We start from the raw sequence: 20475 nt of genomic DNA on the forward strand, positions 1-20475 counted from the left end.
GCGCGGGGGGGGGGGTAGCGCCGCCCTCGCCCCGGCCGCGGCGGGCGGGCCACGGGGGGGCCCCCCCCCCGGGGGGCCCCCCGGGGGGGGGGCCACCCCCGGGGGGGGCCCCCCCCGGCGCGGGGGCGCCCCGCCGCTGTGGAGACGAGGGCGGAGATCAGCCGGCCGCCCGCGCGGCCATCCGGGCCTTGCGCGCCGCGAGCTTCTCGTCGAACTTGCTCGCCTCGGAGTCCAGACCGCCGAGGAACAGGCCGAGTTCCTCCTGGGCCTTGACGCCCTCGGGGCCGAGCCCGTCGATCTCCATGATCTTCAGGAAGCGGATCACCGGCTGGAGCACGTCGTCGTGGTGGATGCGCAGGTTGTAGACCTCGCCGATCGCCATCTGCGCCGCGGCCCGCTCGAAGCCGGGAATGCCGTGGCCCGGCATCCGGAAGTCCACGACGACGTCCCGCACCGCCTGCATCGTGAGGTCGGGGGCGAGCTCGAAGGCGGCCTTGAGCAGGTTCCGGTAGAAGACCATGTGAAGGTTCTCGTCGGTCGCGATGCGGGCCAGCATCCGGTCGCAGACCGGGTCACCCGACTGGTGGCCGGTGTTGCGGTGCGAGATACGGGTGGCCAGCTCCTGGAACGCGACATAGGCGACCGAGTGCAGCATCGAGTGCCGGTTGTCCGACTCGAAACCCTCGCTCATGTGCGACATGCGGAACTGCTCCAGCTTGTCCGGGTCCACCGCCCGCGACGCGAGCAGGTAGTCCCGCATCACGATGCCGTGCCGGCCCTCCTCCGCGGTCCAGCGGTGCACCCAGGTGCCCCAGGCGCCCTCGCGGCCGAACAGCGAGGCGATCTCGTGGTGGTAGCTCGGCAGGTTGTCCTCGGTCAGCAGGTTCACCACCAGCGCGATCCGGCCGACCTCGGTGACCTTGGACTGCTCCTTCTCCCAGGCCTCGCCGTCCTCGAAGAACCCGGGGAAGTTACGGGCGTCGCTGAACGGCACGTACTCGTGCGGCATCCAGTCCTTGGCGACCTTCAGATGCCGGTTGAGCTCCTTCTCGACCACTTCCTCCAGCGCGTACAGCAGCCGGGCGTCGGTCCAGACGGAAGGGCTGCCGAGATGGGGGGAGGTGATCGACATGGGTACTCCAGGGGACGGGGACAGTCGTGCGGTGCCGGCGAGCGGTGCCGGCAACCTACGGAATCGTAGGCTACGAATCCGTAGGTTACGAAACCGTAGGTTAAGCGTTCCGTAAAGATCGCTGATCAGAACGGGAATCGCCCGTCAGGCGTACAAGGTCCCGCAGCCGCACCGAGAGGCAGGTGACGCAGCCCTCGAGCTTCTCGAACTCCCCGATGTCCACCAGCACCGGCGCGTGGCCGAGGTCCGTGAACAGCTCCGCCGTCTTCGGCGCGCTCGCCGCCATCAGCAGCCGGTCCCCGCCCAGCAGCACCACATGCGCCCCGGACTCCTCCGGCACCGGCAGGAAGCGGGGAACAGCGACGGCGCGTCCAGGTTCGGGACGTGTCCGACGCCCGTCCCGTCCGGCACGCCGTCACCGCCGACTTCAGGTGCAGCACCTTGCTCACGGGCACCGCGACCACCCGGGCGCCCAGCGGCTCGAACGTCGCCCGCACCTGCTGGATCCCCGCCGCGTCGGTGCGCCCGCCCCGGCCGACGTACAGCGTGTCGCCGATCTTGAGCACGTCCCCGCCGTCCAGCGTGCCCGGCTCCCAGACCCAGTTCACCGAGCAGCCCAGCGCCGCCACGGCCTCCTCGACCCCGACGGTCTCCGCGCGGCGGGACTCGGCGCCGGAGCGGGCGATCAGGGCCACGTTCCGGTCCACGACGACCGTGTCCTCGACGAACACGGCGTCCGGGCAGTCGTCGGCCGGGACCACCTCGACCGTCTCCCAGCCGTGGTCGCGCAGGGCCCCGGAGTACGCCTCCCACTGCTCCACCGCGCGGTCGGCGTCGACGGCCCCCCGTTCGACGTGGGTCACCAGCCCTTCGGCCAGTCGGGGGCCGGGGCTGGGGGCACCTCCCACGCCCTTCAGGCAGTGGGGTGGGGGCACCTCCCACGCCCTTCAGGCAGTGGGGGAGGACGAGAGCCTTCTTGCTGGGCACGTGCGTGACTCCGTATCGGACGGGGCAGGTCCGGCAGCGGTACCGAGGGCGCCGTTGGACCGGGCGGTTCCCCGGGTACCGGCGCAGCCATCATGCAGGGCGAACCCGGCCCGGGTCACCCCGTCGGCCCTGTGATCTGCCACCGGTCATCGGCCCGAACAGGTCATAAGCGGATCACACGGGCGCCATCGACCCTACCTGCCGCACTTACCTCATCCGTCCTACCTGCTTCTCCTGTCTCATGTGGACCGCCCGCCCTGCCTGTCCCGCCCGCCTCATCCGGGGCGTCCGACGGCTTCCGGTGCGATCTCCTTCAGTACCCCCTCCTCCATCAGCAGCCAGCGCGTGATCCCGACGGACTCCAGGAACGGCAGGTCGTGGCCGGCCACGATCAGCGCCCCCTCGTATGACTCCAGCGCCGTGGTGAGCTGACGGACGCTGGCGATGTCGAGGTTGTTGGTCGGCTCGTCCAGCATCAGCAGCTGCGGCGCCGGCTCGGCCAGCATCAGCGCGGCCAGTGTCGCCCGGAAGCGTTCGCCGCCGGAGAGCGTCATCGCCTTCTGGTCGGCGCGGGCGCCCCGGAACAGGAAGCGGGCGAGGCGGGCCCTGATCCGGTTGTTGGTGGCGCCCGGCGCGAACCGCGCCACGTTGTCGGCGACACTCAGCTCGCCGTCGAGGACGTCGAGGCGCTGCGGCAGGAACCGCAGCGGGACCTGCGCCGTCGCCTCCCCGGACACCGGCGGGAGCTCGCCCGCCACGGTGCGCAGCAGCGTGGTCTTGCCCGCGCCGTTGCGCCCGATCAGCGCGACCCGTTCCGGGCCCCGCAGCTCGAAGCCGCCGTCCACCCGTGCGCCGTAGGCGAGTTCGAGGTCCATGAGGGTGAGGACGGTACGTCCCGGAGGTACGGCCGTGTACGGCAGGTCGACGCGGATCTCGTCGTCGTCCCGCACCGCCTCCACGGCCTCGTCGAGCCGTTCCTTCGCCCCGGCGAGCCGCTCCTCGTGCATGATGCGGTGCTTGCCCGCGGACTCCTGGGCCGCGCGCTTGCGGGCCCCCATGATGATCTTCGGCTCGCGTTTCTGGTCCCACATCTTCTGCCCGTACCGCTTGCGGCGGGCCAACTTGACCTGAGCGTCGACGAGCTCGCGCTTCTGCTTGCGCAGGTCCGCCTCGGCGACCCGCACCATGCGCTCGGCCGCCTCCTGTTCGACCGCGAGCGCCTCCTCGTAGGCCGTGTAGTTGCCGCCGTACCAGGTGACCTCTCCCACCCGTCTCCCACCACCCCCCTCAACCGAAGCGCTGCGCGCCGCTGTGTTCACTCGGCGCAGATCGGCGATCTGGTCGACCAGTTCCAGCAGTTCACGGTCGTGGCTGACCACGACCATGACGCCCGGCCAGTTCTCCACGGCCGTGTAGAGCCGCCTCCGGGCGTACAGATCGAGGTTGTTGGTGGGTTCGTCGAGCAGCAGCACGTCGGGCCGGCGCAGCAGCAGCGCGGCCAGCCGCAGCAGCACCGACTCGCCGCCCGAGACCTCGCCGATGGTGCGGTCCAATCCGATGTGTCCCAGGCCGAGTTCGCCGAGGGTGGCCAGGGCGCGCTCCTCCACGTCCCAGTCGTCGCCGACCGTCTCGAAGTGCGCCTCGGCCACGTCGCCCGCCTCGATGGCGTGCAGCGCGGCCCGCCGGGCGGCGATGCCGAGCGCTTCGTCGACCCTCAGAGTGGTGTCGAGCGTGACGTTCTGCGGCAGATACCCCACCTCGCCGGTGACGCGGACGGTGCCGTCGGCCGGCCGGAGTTCACCGGCGATCAGCTTCAGCAGGGTTGATTTCCCCGACCCGTTGACACCGATGAGGCCGGTCCGGCCGGGGCCGAAGGCGACGTCGAGGTCCTCGAGGACGGGGGTTCCGTCGGGCCAGGTGAAGGACAGGGAGGTACAGGTGATGGATGTGGGCATGCGGGCCTCCGCGGTTGCGTGCTGCGATCGGGGCAAACGCGTATCGAGACACCGCGGGAGGGCGAACGCCGTACGACGACGGCCGGACGACGGTCGTGGGACGACCGGGAGCCGGGCGGAGAGGTGGGGCATGAAAAAAGCCCTGTTCCGCAAGGACGGCTCGTACGCCGAGGTCGCACGCTGCGTGCACACCACAAGGGTGTGACGCGGTGTCTCAGAACCTCAGACGAGCAACGTCCCTCTCCGATCGACGGCAACAGAAGCGTTGTACACGGTACGAAGGGCCGGGAACGGGTGTCAACGCGTTTTTCCCGCAGGCCGGGCCGGCCGCCTCAGCCGGTGAACGGCCCGCCGGCGCCGAAGGCCAGCTCCGCGAAGCGCTCGCCCATGCGCCGGTGCGTGGCGGCGTCCGGGTGCAGCGCGTCGGGCAGCGGCAGCTCGGCGTGGTCCGCCTCGCCGTACAGCTTCCGGCCGTCCAGGTAGTGCAGATACGGGTCGTCGGCCGCCCGCTGCTCCACCAGACGGGCCAGCTCCTCCCGTATGACGTTGAGGGTCAGTTTCCCGGCGGCCCGTTCCTCCGGATCTCCCATGGCCGCGAACCGGAGCCGGCCCTCGTCCAGGGTGCTGAGGTCGGGAAGGCTCGGGCCCGGGGTGTCCTCGTGGATGGGACACAGAATGGGCGAGACGACCAGCAGCGGCGTCGTCGGATGGCCGTCGCGGAGGGTGTCGAGGAAGCCGTGCACCGCCGGAGCGAAGGCGCGCAGCCGCAGCAGATCGGTGTTGACCAGATTGATGCCGATCTTGACGCTGATCAGGTCCGCGGGCGTGTCCCGCATGGCCCGCGCGGTGAACGGGTCGAGCAGGGCGCTGCCGCTCAGCCCCAGGTTCACCAGGTCCACCCCGCCGAGCGAGGCGGCCAGTGCCGGCCAGGTCGTGGTCGGGCTCGCGGCGTCGGAGCCGTGACTGATCGAGCTGCCGTGGTGCAGCCACACCCTGCGGTCCCCGGGGGCCACCGGCGTCACGGGGGCGTCGGTGCGCAGGGCGACCAGCCGGGTCATCTCGTTGTGCGGGAGCCAGATCTCGACGCGCTTGTCGCGGTCCGGCAGCCCGGTGAACCGGACCGTGCCCACGGGGCCCGGCCGCAGCTCGGCGGCGCCCGTGGCCATGTCCGTCAGCATGACGTTGCCGCCGGGAGCACGGGTCTGCCCGGCCGGTTCTCCGTCGATCAGCAGGTCGTAGACACCGTCCGGGCGGGGCGGGGCGCCCTCGTAGGCCATCTTGGTGCGGAGCACGTCCAGTTCTACGGCCGTGGCCCGGGTGCGCAGCACCAGCCGGACGCCGGACGGCTGCGCCTCCGCCATGGCCAGCTGGCCGTCGGCGGCCTGCGCGCGGGCCCGGGCGGGCAACCGGTGCGGCTGCACTCCCTGTGCGGTCCGCTCCAGCTCGAGCGCGCCGCGCAGCAGCTCCTCGGTGAGCGGGGTGGTGATCCAGCCTTCCGCCGGGGGAGTGGGGGAGGAGCCGTGGGTGGGGTCGTGGGGGGTACTCATGATCGCAGGCTGCCAAGCGCGCCGGCGATCCGCAAACATTTATCCCGGGTCCCCGACGGGACCCGACCGCGCCGTGCCGTGTCGCGGCCGTCGTGGGTGACTGTCCCCGCTCGACTGTCGCGGGTCGGCCGTCGTGGCTCAGCAGGCGTCGCGGATCAGCTCGGCGAGATCGTGGTCCAGATCGAACTGGAGGTGTTCCAGACCGGTCGGCACGAGTTCGCTGGTCGCCTCCAGGAACCGGCGTATCTCGCCCGAGCGGACGTGCACGACGGCGGTCCCCTCCGGAGCGTGGAACTCCAGCACGGTCCGGTCGTAGCCGTACGGCCGCACGCGGACGTCGCCGTGACCCTCGGGCTCGTCCAACCCCGCGGTGAGCAGCTCGCGGGCGAAGGTCCAGCAGACCTCGACGCCCTCCAGAGTGGCGGGAGCGGGGAAGGACATGCGGACGGCGAACGGATCGCTCCGGTCGTAATGCAGAGTGGCGGGAATACTTGCCATCCGCGGCGCGGCGGCGACGAGACGGGCCTCGACGGGCTGCTCGATGACGGTGGACAACGCCTTGCTCCCTCGTGACGGCTGGACAGCTTCCGGGCGGATAGGGCGGGCTACTCAAAGAGACGACGGAATCGGCCGATCCGTGCCCACCGGAACAGCGTGACCTCTGTCACCGCCCTCCTGTGCCGGTGTGACCAGACTTCCCCGGGACGGGTGTTGCATGCGGCATGTGCGGTCGCGGTGGGGGGCGGGCACCCGGCCCCGTACCCGAAGCCCTCCAGCCCGTAGGCTCGTTGCCATCATGACGAGCGTACGCATCCCCGACGACTGGCCCACGACCGAGGAAGCGGCCCGGGCCGTCCAGGACGGACTGCGCGGGCGGGTGGTGCTCGACGAGTCCGGCCCGCCGCCCGGGACGGGCCGGGTCACCGGGGTCGACGTGGCGTACGACGACGAGCGGGACCTCGTCGCGGCGGCGGCCGTCGTCCTGGACGGGGTGAGCCTCGAGGTCGTCGCCGAGGCGACGGCCGTCGGCCGGATCTCCTTCCCGTACGTGCCCGGCCTGCTGGCCTTCCGGGAGATCCCCACCGTACTGGCCGCCCTCGCCGCCCTGCCGTGCCCGCCGGGCCTGGTCGTCTGCGACGGCTACGGGCTCGCCCATCCCCGCCGCTTCGGCCTCGCCAGCCATTTCGGGGTCCTCACCGGCCTGCCGACGATCGGTGTCGCCAAGAACCCGTTCACCTTCACCTTCGCGGCCCCGGCGGCCCCGCGCGGCAGCACGGCCCCGCTGCTCGCCGGCACCGAGGAGGTCGGCCGGGCCCTGCGCACCAGGGACTCCGTCAAGCCGGTCTTCGTCTCGGTCGGCCATCGCGTCGGCCTCGCCAACGCCTGCGCCCACACCCTCGCGCTGGCTCCCGCCCACCGCCTCCCGGAGACCACCCGCCGGGCGGACGCCCTGTGCCGCAAGGCCCTCCGGGAGGCGGTGGGCGCGGCGTCCTAGACCCTGTCGTGGGGGGGGCGCCGGGGCCCCCCCCCCCCCCGGCGGCGGCCGCCCCCCCCCCCCCGCCCCCCCCCCCCCCCCCCCCCCCCCCCCCGGCCGGCCCCCCCACGACAGGACCTAAGCGGCTCCCTCCCGGTCGTCACCCTCACCCTGCTCGATGCGCCAACGGCCCACCTCGCGGTACCCGGAGTCGTAGATCTCCGACCCGTCACCGGCCTGCATCGGGTAGTGGTGCAGGTTCCCGCCCCAGTAACGCAGGATCCGTCCCAGCTCACCCACGGGGTCCTTCGCCAACGCCTCGTCGTCCATGCCCACTTCGAGAAGAAATCGCATGCCTTCAAGTGTTCCATTGAACTCCTTCTTGGCACTTGTGCGGAGAGTGCCGCCGACCGGTCCGGGCCTGGCGCCGAAAAGTCCCCACTCGGTGCCGCCGCGGACGGGCACGGGACGACGCGCACCGGATGCGGGCACCTGAGTACCTGTACGGATGCCGGGCCGCCACTCCACCGGCAGGCTGAGAACATGACAACGTGCCGTGCCTCCGAGCCAGTTGCCGCCGTCGTCCGTCCCACCGGGCGGGCGATGGCCCTCGGACTGGTCCTGGCCGGCCTGGCGGGTGTCGGCTGGATCGCCGGGATGATCTACACGGTGCTGGAGTGGCGGTTCTAGGAGGGGCTCCCTCGCCGCCGGCACCCTCCGCGTTCGCACCGTCGCGCCGAAGCACCCGGTGGCGGAACGGACGGCATGTGAACAGGGCGGAAGCACCGGTCGCGCCGTACAGTGGCGAACAGTGGCCAAGCGCTTGCTCGCCCGGTCTTGTGCTGAGTGGGAGGTGTTCTTAGCATCATCGGTGTGACATCGGTTGTGTCAAAGCTGGGGGTGTGATGACGGAGGCACAGGTTCCCGCACCCGCGCGGTCGCCGGGGCAGGGGCCGCTGACCGGCGTGCGGGTGGTCGAGCTGGCCGGGATCGGCCCCGGCCCGTTCGCCGCGATGCTCCTGGCCGACCTGGGCGCCGACGTCGTCCGCGTGGACCGCCCCGGCGGCCCCGGACTCGGTGTCGACCCGGCCTACGACGTCACCAACCGCAACAAGCGCTCCGTGGTCGTCGACCTGAAGGCCCCCGACGGCGCCGACCGCGTCCTCGACCTGGCCGAGCGCGCCGACATCCTCGTCGAGGGCTTCCGCCCCGGTGTCGCCGAGCGCCTCGGCGTCGGCCCCGAGGACTGCCACGCCCGGAACCCGGGCCTCGTCTACGGCCGGATGACCGGCTGGGGCCAGCAGGGGCCGCTCGCGGACCGCGCGGGGCACGACATCGCGTACATCGCCCGCACCGGCGCCCTCGGGATGATCGGCGGTCCCGGCCGGCCGCCGGCCGTTCCGGCCAACCTGCTCGGCGACTACGCGGGCGGCTCCCTCTACCTCGTCGTCGGCGTTCTCGCGGCCCTGCACCACGCGCGCCTGGGCGGTACCGGGCAGGTCGTCGACGCCGCCATCGTGGACGGGACCGCCCATCTGTCCGCCATGATCCACGGCATGCTCGCGGCCGGAGCCTGGCAGGACCGGCGCGGAGCCAACCTCCTCGACGGCGGCTGCCCGTACTACGGCACGTACGAGACGGCCGACGGCGGACACATGGCGGTGGGCGCGCTCGAACCGCAGTTCTACGACGAGTTCCTGCGGCTGCTCGGCATCGAGGACGAGGACGAGGACGACAAGGACGGGAACGGGTTCGGGCTCTCCGGGGCCCGCCTCGACGTCACCCGGTGGCCCGCCCTGCGCGAGCGGGTCACCGCCCGCTTCAAGGAACGCACCCGCGACGAGTGGACCGCCGTCTTCGACGGCTCCGACGCGTGTGCGGCTCCCGTCCTGTCGCTGCGCGAGGCTCCGCACGACCCGCACCTCGCCGCCCGCGGCACCTTCACCGACCACGCCGGGATCACCCAGCCCGCACCGGCCCCGCGGTTCTCCGCCACCCCCACCAGCGTCCGCACCGGGCCCGCCCGGCCGGGCACCGACACCGACGACGTGGCCCGCGACTGGGACGTCCCCCGACTGCTGTCCGCGCCCCGACCTCCTCGGCGAAAGGCCTTCCCGTGAGCACCGAAGCGTACGTGTACGACGCGATCCGCACCCCGCGCGGGCGTGGCAAGGCGAACGGCGCCCTGCACGGCACGAAACCGGTCGACCTGGTGGTCGGCCTCATCCACGAGCTCCGTGCCCGCTTCCCGGACCTTGACCCGGCCGCCGTCGACGACGTGGTGCTCGGCGTGGTCAGCCCGGTGGGCGACCAGGGCTCCGACATCGCCCGGATCGCCGCCCTCGCCGCCGGGCTGCCCGACACGGTCGCCGGCGTTCAGGAGAACCGGTTCTGTGCCTCGGGTCTGGAGGCGGTCAACCTGGCCGCGGCCAAGGTCCGTTCCGGCTGGGAGGACCTGGTTTTGGCCGGCGGCGTGGAATCCATGTCCCGCGTCCCGATGGCCTCCGACGGCGGCGCCTGGTTCAACGACCCCATGACCAACCACGAGACCGGTTTCGTCCCGCAGGGCATCGGCGCCGACCTCATCGCCACCCTCGAGGGCTTCTCCCGCCGCGACGTCGACGAGTACGCGGCCCTCTCCCAGGAGCGCGCCGCCACCGCCTGGAAGGAGGGCCGCTTCGCGCGCTCCGTGGTCCCGGTGAGGGACCGCAGCGGGCTGGTGGTCCTGGACCACGACGAGCATCTGCGTCCCGGGACCACCGCCGACTCCCTGGCCGGGCTCAGGCCGTCCTTCGCGGACATCGGCGAGCTGGGCGGCTTCGACGCGGTGGCGCTGCAGAAGTACCACTGGGTGGAGAGGATCGAGCACGTCCATCACGCGGGCAACTCCTCCGGCATCGTGGACGGCGCCTCGCTGCTCGCCGTCGGCAGCCGGGAGGTCGGCGAGCGCTACGGGCTGAGCCCGCGTGCCCGGATCGTCTCCGCGGCCGTCTCCGGCTCCGAGCCCACCATCATGCTCACCGGGCCCGCCCCCGCCACCCGCAAGGCGCTGGCCAGGGCCAAGCTGAGCATCGGCGACATCGACCTGGTGGAGATCAACGAGGCGTTCGCGGCGGTGGTGCTGCGTTTCGTGAAGGACATGGGCCTGTCGCTGGACAAGGTCAACGTGAACGGCGGGGCCATCGCGCTGGGTCACCCGCTGGGCGCCACCGGCGCGATGATCCTGGGCACCCTGGTGGACGAGCTGGAGCGCCGGGACAAGCGCTATGGCCTGGCCACCCTGTGCGTGGGCGGCGGCATGGGCATCGCCACCGTCGTCGAGCGCCTCTGAAGCCCCGGCGGACCCCGCACCCGAGCGACCCGAGCGCCCCGAGCGACTTCTACGGAGACCTTGTCATGACCGACAGCCCCACCATCCGCTGGGAACAGGACGACACCGGCGTCGTCACCCTCGTCCTCGACGACCCCCGCCAGTCCGCCAACACCATGAACCAGGCGTTCCGCGACTCCCTCGCGGTGATCACCGACCGCCTGGAGGCGGAGAAGGACGGCATCCGCGGCATCATCCTCACCTCGGCGAAGAAGACCTTCTTCGCCGGCGGCGACCTGCGCGACCTGATCAGGGTCACCCCCGAGACGGCGCAGGACCTGTTCGACGGCGGCATGGCGATCAAACGCCAGATGCGCCGCATCGAGACCCTCGGAAAGCCGGTCGTCGCGGCCATCAACGGAGCGGCCCTCGGCGGCGGTTACGAACTCGCCCTCGCCTGCCACCACCGGATCGCCCTCGACGCACCCGGCTCCAGGATCGGCTGCCCCGAGGTCACCCTCGGCCTGCTCCCCGGAGGCGGCGGCGTCGTCCGCACCGTCCGGATGCTCGGCATCGCCGACGCCCTGCTGAAGGTGCTCCTCCAGGGCACCCAGTACAACCCGCGGCGCGCCCTGGAGAACGGCCTCGTCGACGACGTGGCCGACACCCGCGAGGAACTGATCGCCAAGGCCCGCGCCTTCATCGACGCGAACCCCGAGTCCGCGCAGCCCTGGGACCGGCCCGGCTACCGCATTCCGGGCGGCACCCCGTCCCACCCCAAGTTCGCGGCCAACCTGCCCGCCTTCCCGGCCAACCTGCGCAAGCAGACGAACGGCGCCCCCTACCCGGCGCCGCGCAACATCCTCGCCGCCGCCGTCGAGGGCGCCCAGGTCGACTTCGAGACCGCCCAGGTCATCGAGGCCCGCTACTTCGTCGAGCTGGCCGCCGGACAGACGTCGAAGAACATGATCCAGGCGTTCTTCTTCGACCTCCAGGCCGTCAACTCCGGCGCCAACCGCCCCCAGGGCATCGAGCCCCGCACGGTCCGCAAGGTCGCCGTGCTCGGCGCCGGGATGATGGGCGCCGGCATCGCCTACTCGTGCGCCCGCGCGGGCATCGACGTCGTCCTGAAGGACGTCACCCCCCAAGCGGCCGCCAAGGGCAAGGCGTACTCCGAGAAGCTGTGCGCCAAGGCCGTCTCCCGGGGCCGGACGACCCAGGAGAAGGCCGACGCGCTGCTCGCGCGGATCACCCCCACCGCGGAGGCCCAGGACCTGGCCGGCTGCGACGCGGTCATCGAGGCCGTCTTCGAGGACACCGCCCTCAAGCACAAGGTGTTCCAGGAGATCCAGGACATCGTCGACCCCGACGCGCTCCTGTGCTCCAACACCTCCACCCTCCCCATCACCGCCCTCGCCGAAGGCGTCGAACGCCAGAGCGACTTCATCGGGCTGCACTTCTTCTCCCCGGTGGACAAGATGCCGCTCGTCGAGATCATCAAGGGCGGGCGGACCGGCGACGAGGCGCTCGCCCGCGCCTTCGACCTGGTCCGGCAGATCAAGAAGACACCGATCGTCGTCAACGACAGCCGCGGCTTCTTCACCTCCCGGGTCATCGGCCACTTCATCAACGAGGGCGTCGCCCTGGTCGGCGAGGGCATCGAGCCCGCCTCCGTCGAACAGGCCGCGGCCCAGGCCGGCTACCCGGCCAAGGTGCTCTCCCTGATGGACGAGCTGACCCTCACCCTGCCGCGCAAGATCCGTAACGAGTCCAGGCGGGCCGTCGAGGAGGCCGGAGGCACCTGGACCGCGCACCCCGCCGAGGCCGTCATCGACCGCATGGTCGACGAGTTCGGCCGCCCCGGCCGCGCCGGCGGTGCCGGTTTCTACACGTACAAGGACGACGGCAAGCGCGACGCCCTGTGGCCCGGCCTGCGCGAGCACTTCACCAAGCCGGGGTACGAGATCCCGTTCCGGGACATGCAGGAGCGGATGCTGTTCGCCGAGGCGCTGGACACGGTCCGGCTCCTGGAGGAGGGCGTGCTGACCTCGGTCGCCGACGCCAACATCGGCTCCATCCTCGGCATCGGCTTCCCCGGCTGGACCGGCGGCGTCCTGCAGTACATCAACGGCTACGACGGCGGCGCCGGGGGAGAGACCGGGCTGCCCGGATTCGTGGCCCGCGCGCGTGAACTCGCCGAGCGGTACGGCGAGCGCTTCGCACCGCCGGCACTGCTGGTGGACAAGGCGGAGAAGGGGGAGCGGTTCACGGACGCCCGCTGACCCTCCGGCGCGTTCGGCCGGCCGGCGGGGACGGGAGCATCAGTCTCCCGCCCCCGCCGGCCCCGCACCCTCCCCGGCGTCCAGCCACTCCCGCAGCTCCTCGCGCAGCGACCGCTGGAAGGCCGTGAGCAGTGCCTGTACCACGAGCGGGTGCATATGGGCCGACAGCGACTTCACGTCCCGCGGGTCCCGCTCCGCCACCGCGTCCCGCAGCAGCCGCGACAGCTCCTGGGCAGCCGCGCGGGCGTGCTCGGTGAGCGTCGTACGGGCCTCGAGGATCGTCTCGTGCGTCAGCGGTACGTCCAGCAACTCGACGCCGAGCCGCAGCAGCCCTGCGTCGACCCGGAAGTCCTCGCCGTCCCGCTCGACGACGTTCAGCGCCGCCAGCCGCCGCAGATCCTCGTCGTCCAGCGCCCGCCCCGTCCGCCGCTCCAACTCCCCGCGCGACACCTTCTCCACCGTGTCGGGCGCCCAGGAGGCCACCACCGCGCGCTGGATCGCCAGGTCCCGCACGCTCAGATCCGGCGGCAACTGTCCCAGATAGCGCTCGATGGCCGCCAGCGTCATGCCCTGCCGCTGCAACTCCTCGATCAGCGCCAGCCGGGCCAGGTGCTCCCGCCCGTAGCGGCCGACGCGGCGCGGTCCGATCACCGGCGGCGGGAGCAGTCCCTTGCTGCCGTAGAACCGGAGCGTCCGCACCGTGACCCCGGCCCGCGCCGCCAGCTCGTCGATGGTGAGGGCCGGTTCCTCGGTGTCGGTCGTCATGCACAGCAGTATTACTGTCTCACCAGCATTGCGACACCGCGCCCGCCCCGACGCGCCCGCCCCGACTGTCAGTGCCGGCGCCTACGGTGGCGTCATGCCGGAGACCACGGGGATCACATAGGTCAGGGGCGACGCCGCCGCGCCGTCGGTGAGGGGCGTCAAGATCATCGCGCATGTCTGCAACGACATCGGGGGTGGGGGGGGGAAGGGCTTCGTCCTGGCACTGTCCCGCTGCTGGAGCGAGCCGGAGGCCGCGTACCGCGCCTGGCACCGCGACCGCGCCTCCAACGACTTCGCCCTCGGTGCGGTCCAGATGGTCCCCGTGGAGCGGTACGTCCAGGTGGCCGACATGACCGGCCGGCGCGGCGTGATCCCCCAAGCTCTCGGCTTCTCCCCACTCTCGGCTTCTCCCCCACTCTCGGCTTCGCTCGAGCGGGGGGACCCCCATGAGCGGGGGGACCCCCCTGAGCAGGGGGCCCCTGCTCAGGGGGACCCCCCTGAGCAGGGGCCCCCATGGGAAGCAAAGGCGTCCCCGTCCGTTACGAGGCGATCGACCGCGCGCTCGCCGTCGTCGGCGATCACGCGCTCGTGCTCGGGGCCTCGGTGCACATGCCGCGCATCGGCTGCGGGCCGACCGGAGGCAGGTGGTCGCGCGTCGGGCCGCTGATCACCGAGCGGCTGGTCCGGCGCGGGATACCGGTGACCGCGTACGACCACGGCGACTGAGCGCCCGTACGGCCTCCGCGCCCCGCTCCCGCGCGCCCGTCCCGAGTGCCGGCCCCGCGTGCTGCTCCCCGTGCGCCGGGCCGGTTTCCGGCTCCCGGCTCAGCTCGGGTGCCCACGGCCCGTCAGATGCCCCCTTCTGCACACGAGTTGACCGTTGTACCGTCCGCGCATGCCGATACGCACGCGCTTCACGACCTGGAGACCGCTCGTGACGGTGGCCCTGGCCGCCCTGGCGGCCACGCTGCTCACCCCCACACCGACGGCCGCGGCGGGCGCCGCGCCGCGCGAGAGCCGGCCCGTCCACTCCTACGACGACGCGATCCGCGAGGCCGTCTGGGTGGACACCGGACTCGACGAGGACGGCGACGGACGGACCGACCGGGTCGCCGCCGACATCGTCCGTCCCGCCGAACCCGCGCAGCGGGGCCGGAAGGTCCCCGTCATCATGGACGCCAGCCCGTACTACTCCTGCTGCGGGCGCGGCAACGAGAGCGAGCGCAAGACGTACGACGCGAACGGCGACGTCGTCCGGATGCCGCTGTTCTACGACAACTACTTCGTGCCGCGCGGTTACGCCGTCGTCGGCGTCGACCTGGCCGGCACCAACCGCTCCGACGGCTGTGTGGACGTCGGCGGCCGCTCCGACATCCAGTCCGCGAAGGCCGTCGTCGACTGGCTCAACGGCCGCGGCACCGCCTACACCACCCGCACCGGCGCCGAGCGGGCGGACGCCGGCTGGACCAACGGCCGCACCGGCATGATCGGCAAGAGCTGGGACGGCACCATCGCCAACGGCGTCGCCGCCACCGGGGTCGAGGGCCTCGAGACGATCGTGCCGATCGCCGCCATCTCCTCCTGGTACGACTACTACTTCACCCAGGGCGCCCCGCTCTACGACTCCGGCCCCGACTGGCTGTCGAACTACGTGGAGAGCCCGGACGCCCGCGCCCGGTGCGGGGCGGTCCAGCGCGAACTCGTCGACGGCGCCCCGCGCACCGGCGACCCGACACCGCTGTGGACCGAACGCGACTACGTGCGCGCCGCGAAGAAGGTGAAGGCCAGCGTCTTCCTCGTGCACGGCATGCAGGACCTCAACGTACGGATGCAGCACGTCGGCCCCTGGTGGGACGCTCTGGCGAAGAACGGCGTCGACCGCAAGATCTGGCTCTCCCAGACCGGACACGTCGACCCGTTCGACTTCCGCCGCGCCGACTGGGTCGACACCCTGCACCGCTGGTTCGACCACGAACTCCTCGGCCTCGACAACGGCATCGACCGCGAGCCCATGGCCGACATCGAGCGCCGGCCCGACCACTGGGTCACCTCGGAGAACTGGCCACCGCGCGACACCCGCACCGCGACCCTGCGCCCCGCCCACGGCGACGAGGACGGGGTCGGCACGCTGGGCCTGCGCAAGGGCCGCGGCACCGAGACGTTCACCGACGACCCGGACCTCGGCGAGACCGACTGGGCCTCCCGTATCGACACGTCGACACCGGACAAGGCCGGCTTCGTCACCGGGCCGCTCTCCCGCGACCTGCGGGTGTCCGGCGCCTCCGAGGCCACCGTCACCGTGACCCCCAGCGCCCCCACGGCACACCTGTCCGCCGTCCTCGTCGACCTCGGCCCCGCCACCATCCGTGACTACGCCGCCGCGGGCGAGGGCATCACCACCCTCACCGACCGCACCTGCTGGGGCGCGAGCACCGAGGGCGACAGCGCCTGCTACCGGGAGACCCGGGCCACAACCGCCGACGTCGGCCACACGATCGTCAGCCGGGGCTGGGCCGACCTGGGCCACCACGCCCCGGACGGCAAGGGCGCCCCGCTCACCCCGGGCAAGCGCTACACCCTCACCCTCGACCTGGCCGCCACCGACCACGTCGTCCCCGAGGGGCACCGTCTCGCTCTGATCGTCGCGGGCACGGACCGTGGCCTGATCGATCCCCCGGCGGACACCCCCACCCTCGCTCTCGACCTCACCCGCACCTCCGTGCGCGTCCCGGTCGCCGGCGGAACCGCCGCCTTCGCCCGCGCTGTGGCAGGTGCGCCCACCGGGGCCGCGTCGGATGACACCGTCCGGGACGGCGTACGTCCTGGGCCCACCGTCCAGCGGGTTCCGGGAGAAGGAGGTGCGTCCGGAGACGAGTGACCCGGGCACCGCCGGTCACGCCCTCGCGCACGACCGATCACCGACTCGGGCGGATGGTGATCCCTTTGATCACCATCCGCCCGCCGGTTGACAGGAACGTGACCGCTGAAGAGGTGAGTTTTGCGCCAAAGGTGGTAGGCCCATGGCTGGGGGAGTGATTCTCCGCCCACCGGTTCGATGAAAGGTGCCGCCTGTGACGAAGGACCAGCGCAGCGACAAGGATCATACGGCGGGTCCTCTGCCGGGATCGGAAACGGGCCTGGCAGGCCGTGGGGCCCCTCGGACCGACCGGGTGGTCTTCGGTGTCACGGCGGTGCTCACCGTCGCGTTCGTGGTCTGGGGCGCCACCGCGACCGATTCGCTCGAGAACGTCTCGAGTAGCGCGCTCTCGGGACTGATGCACAACGGCGGCTGGGCGTTCATGCTGGCCGCCTCCGGCTTCGTCGTCTTCGCCCTCTGGCTCGCGATCAGCCGTTACGGGAAGATCCATCTGGGTGCCGAGGGTGAGGAACCCGAGTTCCGTACCGTGTCGTGGGTCGCGATGATGTTCAGCGCGGGCATGGGGATCGGCCTGATGTTCTACGGCGTCAGTGAACCGCTGGCGCACTACGTCACGCCGCCGCCCGGCACCGATCCGGCCGACTCGGGCGAGCGCATGGAACTGGCCATGGCGACCACGCTCTTCCACTGGACGCTCCACCCGTGGGCGATCTACGCCGTGGTCGGCCTCGCCATCGCCTACAGCACCTTCCGCCGGCGCCGCCGGCAGACCGTGAGCGCCGTCTTCACCCCGCTCATCGGGACGAAGCACGCCAACGGAAACGTCGGGCGCGTCATCGACATCCTCGCCATCGTGGCGACCGTCTTCGGCTCGGCGGCCTCCCTGGGGCTCGGCGCGCTGCAGATCGGCTCCGGCATGCAGGAGCTGGAGTGGATGGACGAGGTGAGCACGGGACTGCTCGTCAGCATCATCGCCGTGCTCACGGTCGCCTTCGTCGCCTCCGCGGTGTCGGGGGTGGAGAAGGGCATCCAGTGGCTGTCCAACACCAACATGGTGCTGGCCCTGGTGCTCGTCCTGTTCGTGTTCGTGGCCGGCCCGACCATCCTCGTCCTCGACCTGCTGCCCACCTCCGTCTTCGGCTACCTGGGCGAACTGCCCCAGCTGGCCGGCCGCACGGAGGCCAGCACCGGCGAAGGAGTGGCGGACTGGCTGGGCAGCTGGACCGTCTTCTACTGGGCGTGGTGGATCTCCTGGACCCCGTTCGTCGGCATGTTCATCGCCCGCATCAGCCGGGGCCGTACGATCCGCCAGTTCATCGGCGGGGTCATCCTCGTGCCCAGCACGGTCAGCCTGGTCTGGTTCGCGGTCTTCGGCGGCTCCGCGATGAAGCTCCAGGAGCAGGGCCGGCTCGGTGAGGAGTCGACGGCCGAGGGCCAGCTGTTCGCGGTGCTCCAGCAGTACCCCGCCGCCACCGCCGCGAGCATCCTGGTGATGATCCTCGTCGGCATCTTCTTCGTCTCGGGCGCCGACGCGGCCTCGGTCGTGATGGGCACGCTCTCGCAGAAGGGGGCGCTCGAACCGGGACGCCTGGTGGTGGTGTTCTGGGGCGTGGTCACCGGAGCGGTCGCCGCGATCATGCTGCTGGTGGGCAGCGGCCAGGGCGACGCGCTGACCGGCTTGCAGAATCTCACCATCCTCGCGGCGGCCCCGTTCGTCATCGTGATGATCCTGATGTGCGTGGCGCTCATGCGCGACCTGCGCCGCGATCCGCTCATCGTGCGGGGCGAGATGGCCTCCGAGGCGGTCGACATGGCCGTCATCGCGGGGCACACGAAGTACGACGGCGAGTTCGAACTCCGTATCGGGCCCGGGGCCGGTACGGACGTGGAGGGCGACCCGGTCGGCAAGCACTACGAGGCACCGCCCAACCCCTGACCGCCGACAGCCCTCCGGCCGTCACCGGCAGCAGTGGACGGGCCGGCCGCCCCCGATTCCGAGGGGCGGCCGGCCCGTCCGTTTCCGGGGCCCCGCCGCCTCACCCCAGGGCGAGCTCCGCCGCCTCCTCCGCGCAGCCCCAGGCCACGGTGACGCCCGCCCCGCCGTGGCCGTAGTTGTGCACCAGCCTCCGCCCGCCCGGGAGCGGTTCGCGTTCGATGCGGACGGTGTCGCGGGCGGGCCGCAGCCCCACCCGGTGCTCCAGGATCCGCGCCCCCGCGATCCGGGGCCGCAACGCCGCGCACCGCCGCACGATCGCCTCGGCCTGAGCCGGGTCCGGCTCCAGGGACCAGTCGTCCTCCTGCGCGGTACCGCCCAGCACCAGCCGCCCCGGCTGCGGAAAGACGTAAGCCGTCGTCCCGTCGGCGGCCGTGGAGACCGTCCAGGTGCGGATCCCGGGGTTCTCCACCACGACCAGCTGCCCCCGTACCGGACGCACCGCGGGATCGGGCACGAGGTCGCGCGCCCCCAGTCCCGAGCAGTTCACCACGACCGGGGCGTCCGCCCGGGCGAGATCCGTCACCGCGCGTTCCTCCACCACCCCGCCCGCGGCCACGAACCGCCCCCGCAGCCAGGGCAGGTGGGCCGACATGTCGATGAGCGGCAGCCGGGCCCGCACACCGGGCCCCAAGGGGTATTCCTCGGCGCTCGACACCCGCAGCCCCGGCAGCCGCGCGGCGGCCCAGGCGCCCACCTCGTCCAGCGTGGTCTCGCCCAGTACCCCTTCGACCATCCGTACGCCGGTGACCTCCGGCCGCGCGGCCAGCTTCTCGTACACGTCCAGCGAACGCAGCGCCCACGCGTGCGCGGACGCCACCGGCTCGATCCGGTACGGCCACCACAGTGCCCCGGCAACCGCCGAGGTGGTCCGCTCGACCGGGTCGCGCGTCCACAGCCGTACCCGTGCGCCCCGCTCGGCGAGGACGACGGCCGTCGTCAGCCCGACGACCCCGCCGCCGATCACACGGACATCGAAGACCGGTTCGGTTTCCATGCGGGGACGTTAGCGGAATATGTCATGCCGTGCTCAGATCCGTCCCACTGCGGGAATACTCACCCCATGCCTGCCGAGTACGCGACCTTCGGCCTGACCCCGGCGATCCGTGCCGGTGGACTCCTCTCCGGCGGTGACTACCAGGTCCACCGGGACTTCGTCGACTTCGTCGTCGACGGATGCCCGCTGCTGTTCCGCCTCTCCGACCTCGACGCCGTCTCCCCGCTCGCCTCCGACATCCCGCCCGCCATCTTCACCGCCCAGGTCCGCAGCCTGCTGCTGGAGACCGAGGCACCGCTGCCGTCCGGCCGGTACATCGTCTACGGCTGCCCCGACTGCGAGGACCTCGCCTGCGGCGCGGTGACCGCCGCCATCGAGCGGGACGGCGAGGACTACATCTGGCGGGACTTCGCCTGGCAGACCGACGAACACGCCGACCTGGAACACAACGGGTACCACGGTCTGGGCCCGTTCCGCTTCCGAGGCGCCGACTACCGCACGGCCCTCGCCGCCCTGCTGGCCGGGTACACCCCGGGCACCCGCCGCCGCGTCCTGCTGATCGGCGCCCGTGTCGCCCTGCTGGCCAGGCTCGCCGCGGCCCTGCGCACCATCGGCGTCGGCGCCGACATAGTCCCCGCCGCCGACGGCGTTCCCGCCGACGAACTGCGCGGCTACGGCGCCGTCGTCTTCGGCCGGTCGGCCGGGCCCGCCGAACGGGACGCCGTGCGCGCCGCCTTCGCCGCCGCCGGTGTCGACGTGCCCTGCGTCGACGGCCGCGCCCCGATCGTCCCGCTGCTCGTCGCCCGGACCGAGCAGGCCCTGGACCGCAGCCCGCCCGGGCAGCGCCGCCTGACCGCCCTGGTCTCCTCGGCCCCGGCGGAAACCGCCGCGGGCGCCGGCGCGGAGGTCGAGGTCACCTCGTCGTGCCGGGTGCGGCTCACCGCGTACCGCGTCGACCGTCTGGCCCGCACCCACACCCACGAAGTCTTCGACGGCGTCCTGGAACCGGGCCGCCACCGCATCCCCCTGGACCCGAGGACGGTCCGGGGGGAGTCCTACCTGGTGGCCCGCACCGCCGGGGCGGTCCTGACCACGGCGGTGCGGCGGTGAGCGCCGGTGGCGGGGAGCGCGTACGGGGGAGACACGCGCAGAGGA

The 20475-nt window shown here is 72.2% G+C and carries 15 protein-coding genes and 3 pseudogenes; 10 read left to right on the forward strand and 8 right to left on the reverse strand.

Annotated elements, in window-relative coordinates:
* Positions 1-157: 157 nt before the first annotated feature.
* From ACIF80_RS28550 to ACIF80_RS28570, 5 genes and pseudogenes are all read right to left on the reverse strand, one after another.
* The gene (locus ACIF80_RS28550; RefSeq protein WP_399809936.1) at positions 158-1132 is read right to left on the reverse strand and encodes an acyl-ACP desaturase; all 975 of its coding nucleotides are present in this window, start codon (positions 1130-1132) and stop codon (positions 158-160) included.
* Between the two features lie 100 nt (positions 1133-1232).
* Positions 1233-2049: pseudogene (gene ddaH, locus ACIF80_RS28555) on the reverse strand (dimethylargininase).
* A 345-nt stretch (positions 2050-2394) separates the two neighbouring features.
* Entirely contained in the window at positions 2395-4074 is a 1680-nt protein-coding gene (locus tag ACIF80_RS28560; protein ID WP_399809938.1) for an ABC-F family ATP-binding cassette domain-containing protein, read from the reverse strand.
* 332 nt (positions 4075-4406) lie between these two features.
* Positions 4407-5621: a GDSL-type esterase/lipase family protein gene (locus ACIF80_RS28565; RefSeq protein ID WP_399809939.1), complete on the reverse strand. Its 1215-nt coding sequence runs from the start codon at positions 5619-5621 to the stop codon at positions 4407-4409.
* A gap of 138 nt (positions 5622-5759) precedes the next feature.
* Positions 5760-6176: an SsgA family sporulation/cell division regulator gene (locus ACIF80_RS28570; protein ID WP_399809940.1), complete on the reverse strand. Its 417-nt coding sequence runs from the start codon at positions 6174-6176 to the stop codon at positions 5760-5762.
* Between the two features lie 241 nt (positions 6177-6417).
* Between ACIF80_RS28570 and ACIF80_RS28575 the strand changes: the two genes are divergently transcribed.
* A complete protein-coding gene (locus ACIF80_RS28575) occupies positions 6418-7116 on the forward strand; it encodes an endonuclease V (protein ID WP_399809941.1) in 699 nt (232 codons plus the stop codon).
* A gap of 117 nt (positions 7117-7233) precedes the next feature.
* On the opposite strand, the gene ACIF80_RS28580 is transcribed toward ACIF80_RS28575, so the two are convergent.
* Positions 7234-7449, reverse strand: a complete 216-nt coding sequence (locus ACIF80_RS28580) for a hypothetical protein (protein ID WP_399809943.1) — start codon at positions 7447-7449, stop codon at positions 7234-7236.
* Positions 7450-7638: 189 nt separating this feature from the next.
* On the opposite strand from ACIF80_RS28580, the gene mmpA reads away from it, so the two are divergent.
* The 4 genes from mmpA to ACIF80_RS28600 all read left to right on the forward strand — a co-directional run bounded on the left by mmpA (position 7639) and on the right by ACIF80_RS28600 (position 12687).
* Entirely contained in the window at positions 7639-7785 is a 147-nt protein-coding gene (mmpA, locus tag ACIF80_RS28585; RefSeq protein WP_399809945.1) for a morphogenic membrane protein MmpA, read from the forward strand.
* 215 nt (positions 7786-8000) lie between these two features.
* Positions 8001-9215, forward strand: coding sequence for a CaiB/BaiF CoA transferase family protein (locus ACIF80_RS28590; protein WP_399809947.1), 1215 nt, complete (start codon positions 8001-8003; stop codon positions 9213-9215).
* On the forward strand, positions 9212-10426 hold the full coding sequence (locus ACIF80_RS28595) for an acetyl-CoA C-acetyltransferase (protein ID WP_399809949.1): 1215 nt from the start codon (positions 9212-9214) through the stop codon (positions 10424-10426). The genes ACIF80_RS28590 and ACIF80_RS28595 overlap by 4 nt, the downstream gene beginning before the upstream one ends.
* 65 nt (positions 10427-10491) lie before the next feature.
* Positions 10492-12687 (forward strand): 3-hydroxyacyl-CoA dehydrogenase NAD-binding domain-containing protein, encoded by a 2196-nt coding sequence (locus tag ACIF80_RS28600; RefSeq protein ID WP_399809950.1) that lies wholly within the window; start codon positions 10492-10494, stop codon positions 12685-12687.
* 39 nt (positions 12688-12726) lie between these two features.
* On the opposite strand, the gene ACIF80_RS28605 is transcribed toward ACIF80_RS28600, so the two are convergent.
* On the reverse strand, positions 12727-13452 hold the full coding sequence (locus ACIF80_RS28605; RefSeq protein ID WP_399809952.1) for a MerR family transcriptional regulator: 726 nt from the start codon (positions 13450-13452) through the stop codon (positions 12727-12729).
* A gap of 148 nt (positions 13453-13600) precedes the next feature.
* Between ACIF80_RS28605 and ACIF80_RS28610 the strand changes: the two are divergent.
* The 4 genes and pseudogenes from ACIF80_RS28610 to ACIF80_RS28625 form a co-directional block, all read left to right on the forward strand.
* Positions 13601-13822, forward strand: a pseudogene (locus tag ACIF80_RS28610) (Appr-1-p processing protein); the annotation flags it as partial.
* A 143-nt stretch (positions 13823-13965) separates the two neighbouring features.
* A pseudogene (locus ACIF80_RS28615) lies at positions 13966-14178 on the forward strand (Appr-1-p processing protein); the annotation flags it as partial.
* A gap of 169 nt (positions 14179-14347) precedes the next feature.
* Positions 14348-16330, forward strand: a complete 1983-nt coding sequence (locus ACIF80_RS28620) for a Xaa-Pro dipeptidyl-peptidase (RefSeq protein ID WP_399809954.1) — start codon at positions 14348-14350, stop codon at positions 16328-16330.
* 193 nt (positions 16331-16523) lie between these two features.
* Positions 16524-18266, forward strand: coding sequence for a BCCT family transporter (locus tag ACIF80_RS28625; protein WP_399809956.1), 1743 nt, complete (start codon positions 16524-16526; stop codon positions 18264-18266).
* A 100-nt stretch (positions 18267-18366) separates the two neighbouring features.
* Here the strand turns inward: ACIF80_RS28625 and ACIF80_RS28630 are convergent, their stop codons facing one another.
* Complete coding sequence (locus ACIF80_RS28630) at positions 18367-19320, reverse strand: FAD-dependent oxidoreductase (protein ID WP_399809957.1); 954 nt, start codon at positions 19318-19320, stop codon at positions 18367-18369.
* 66 nt (positions 19321-19386) lie between these two features.
* Between ACIF80_RS28630 and ACIF80_RS28635 the strand changes: the two genes are divergently transcribed.
* A complete protein-coding gene (locus tag ACIF80_RS28635) occupies positions 19387-20430 on the forward strand; it encodes an oxidoreductase (RefSeq protein WP_399809958.1) in 1044 nt (347 codons plus the stop codon).
* Positions 20431-20475 lie beyond the last annotated feature (45 nt).

The organism is Streptomyces sp. NPDC085927 (assembly GCF_044540975.1).
Taxonomy (GTDB): Bacteria; Actinomycetota; Actinomycetes; order Streptomycetales; family Streptomycetaceae; genus Streptomyces; species Streptomyces hirsutus.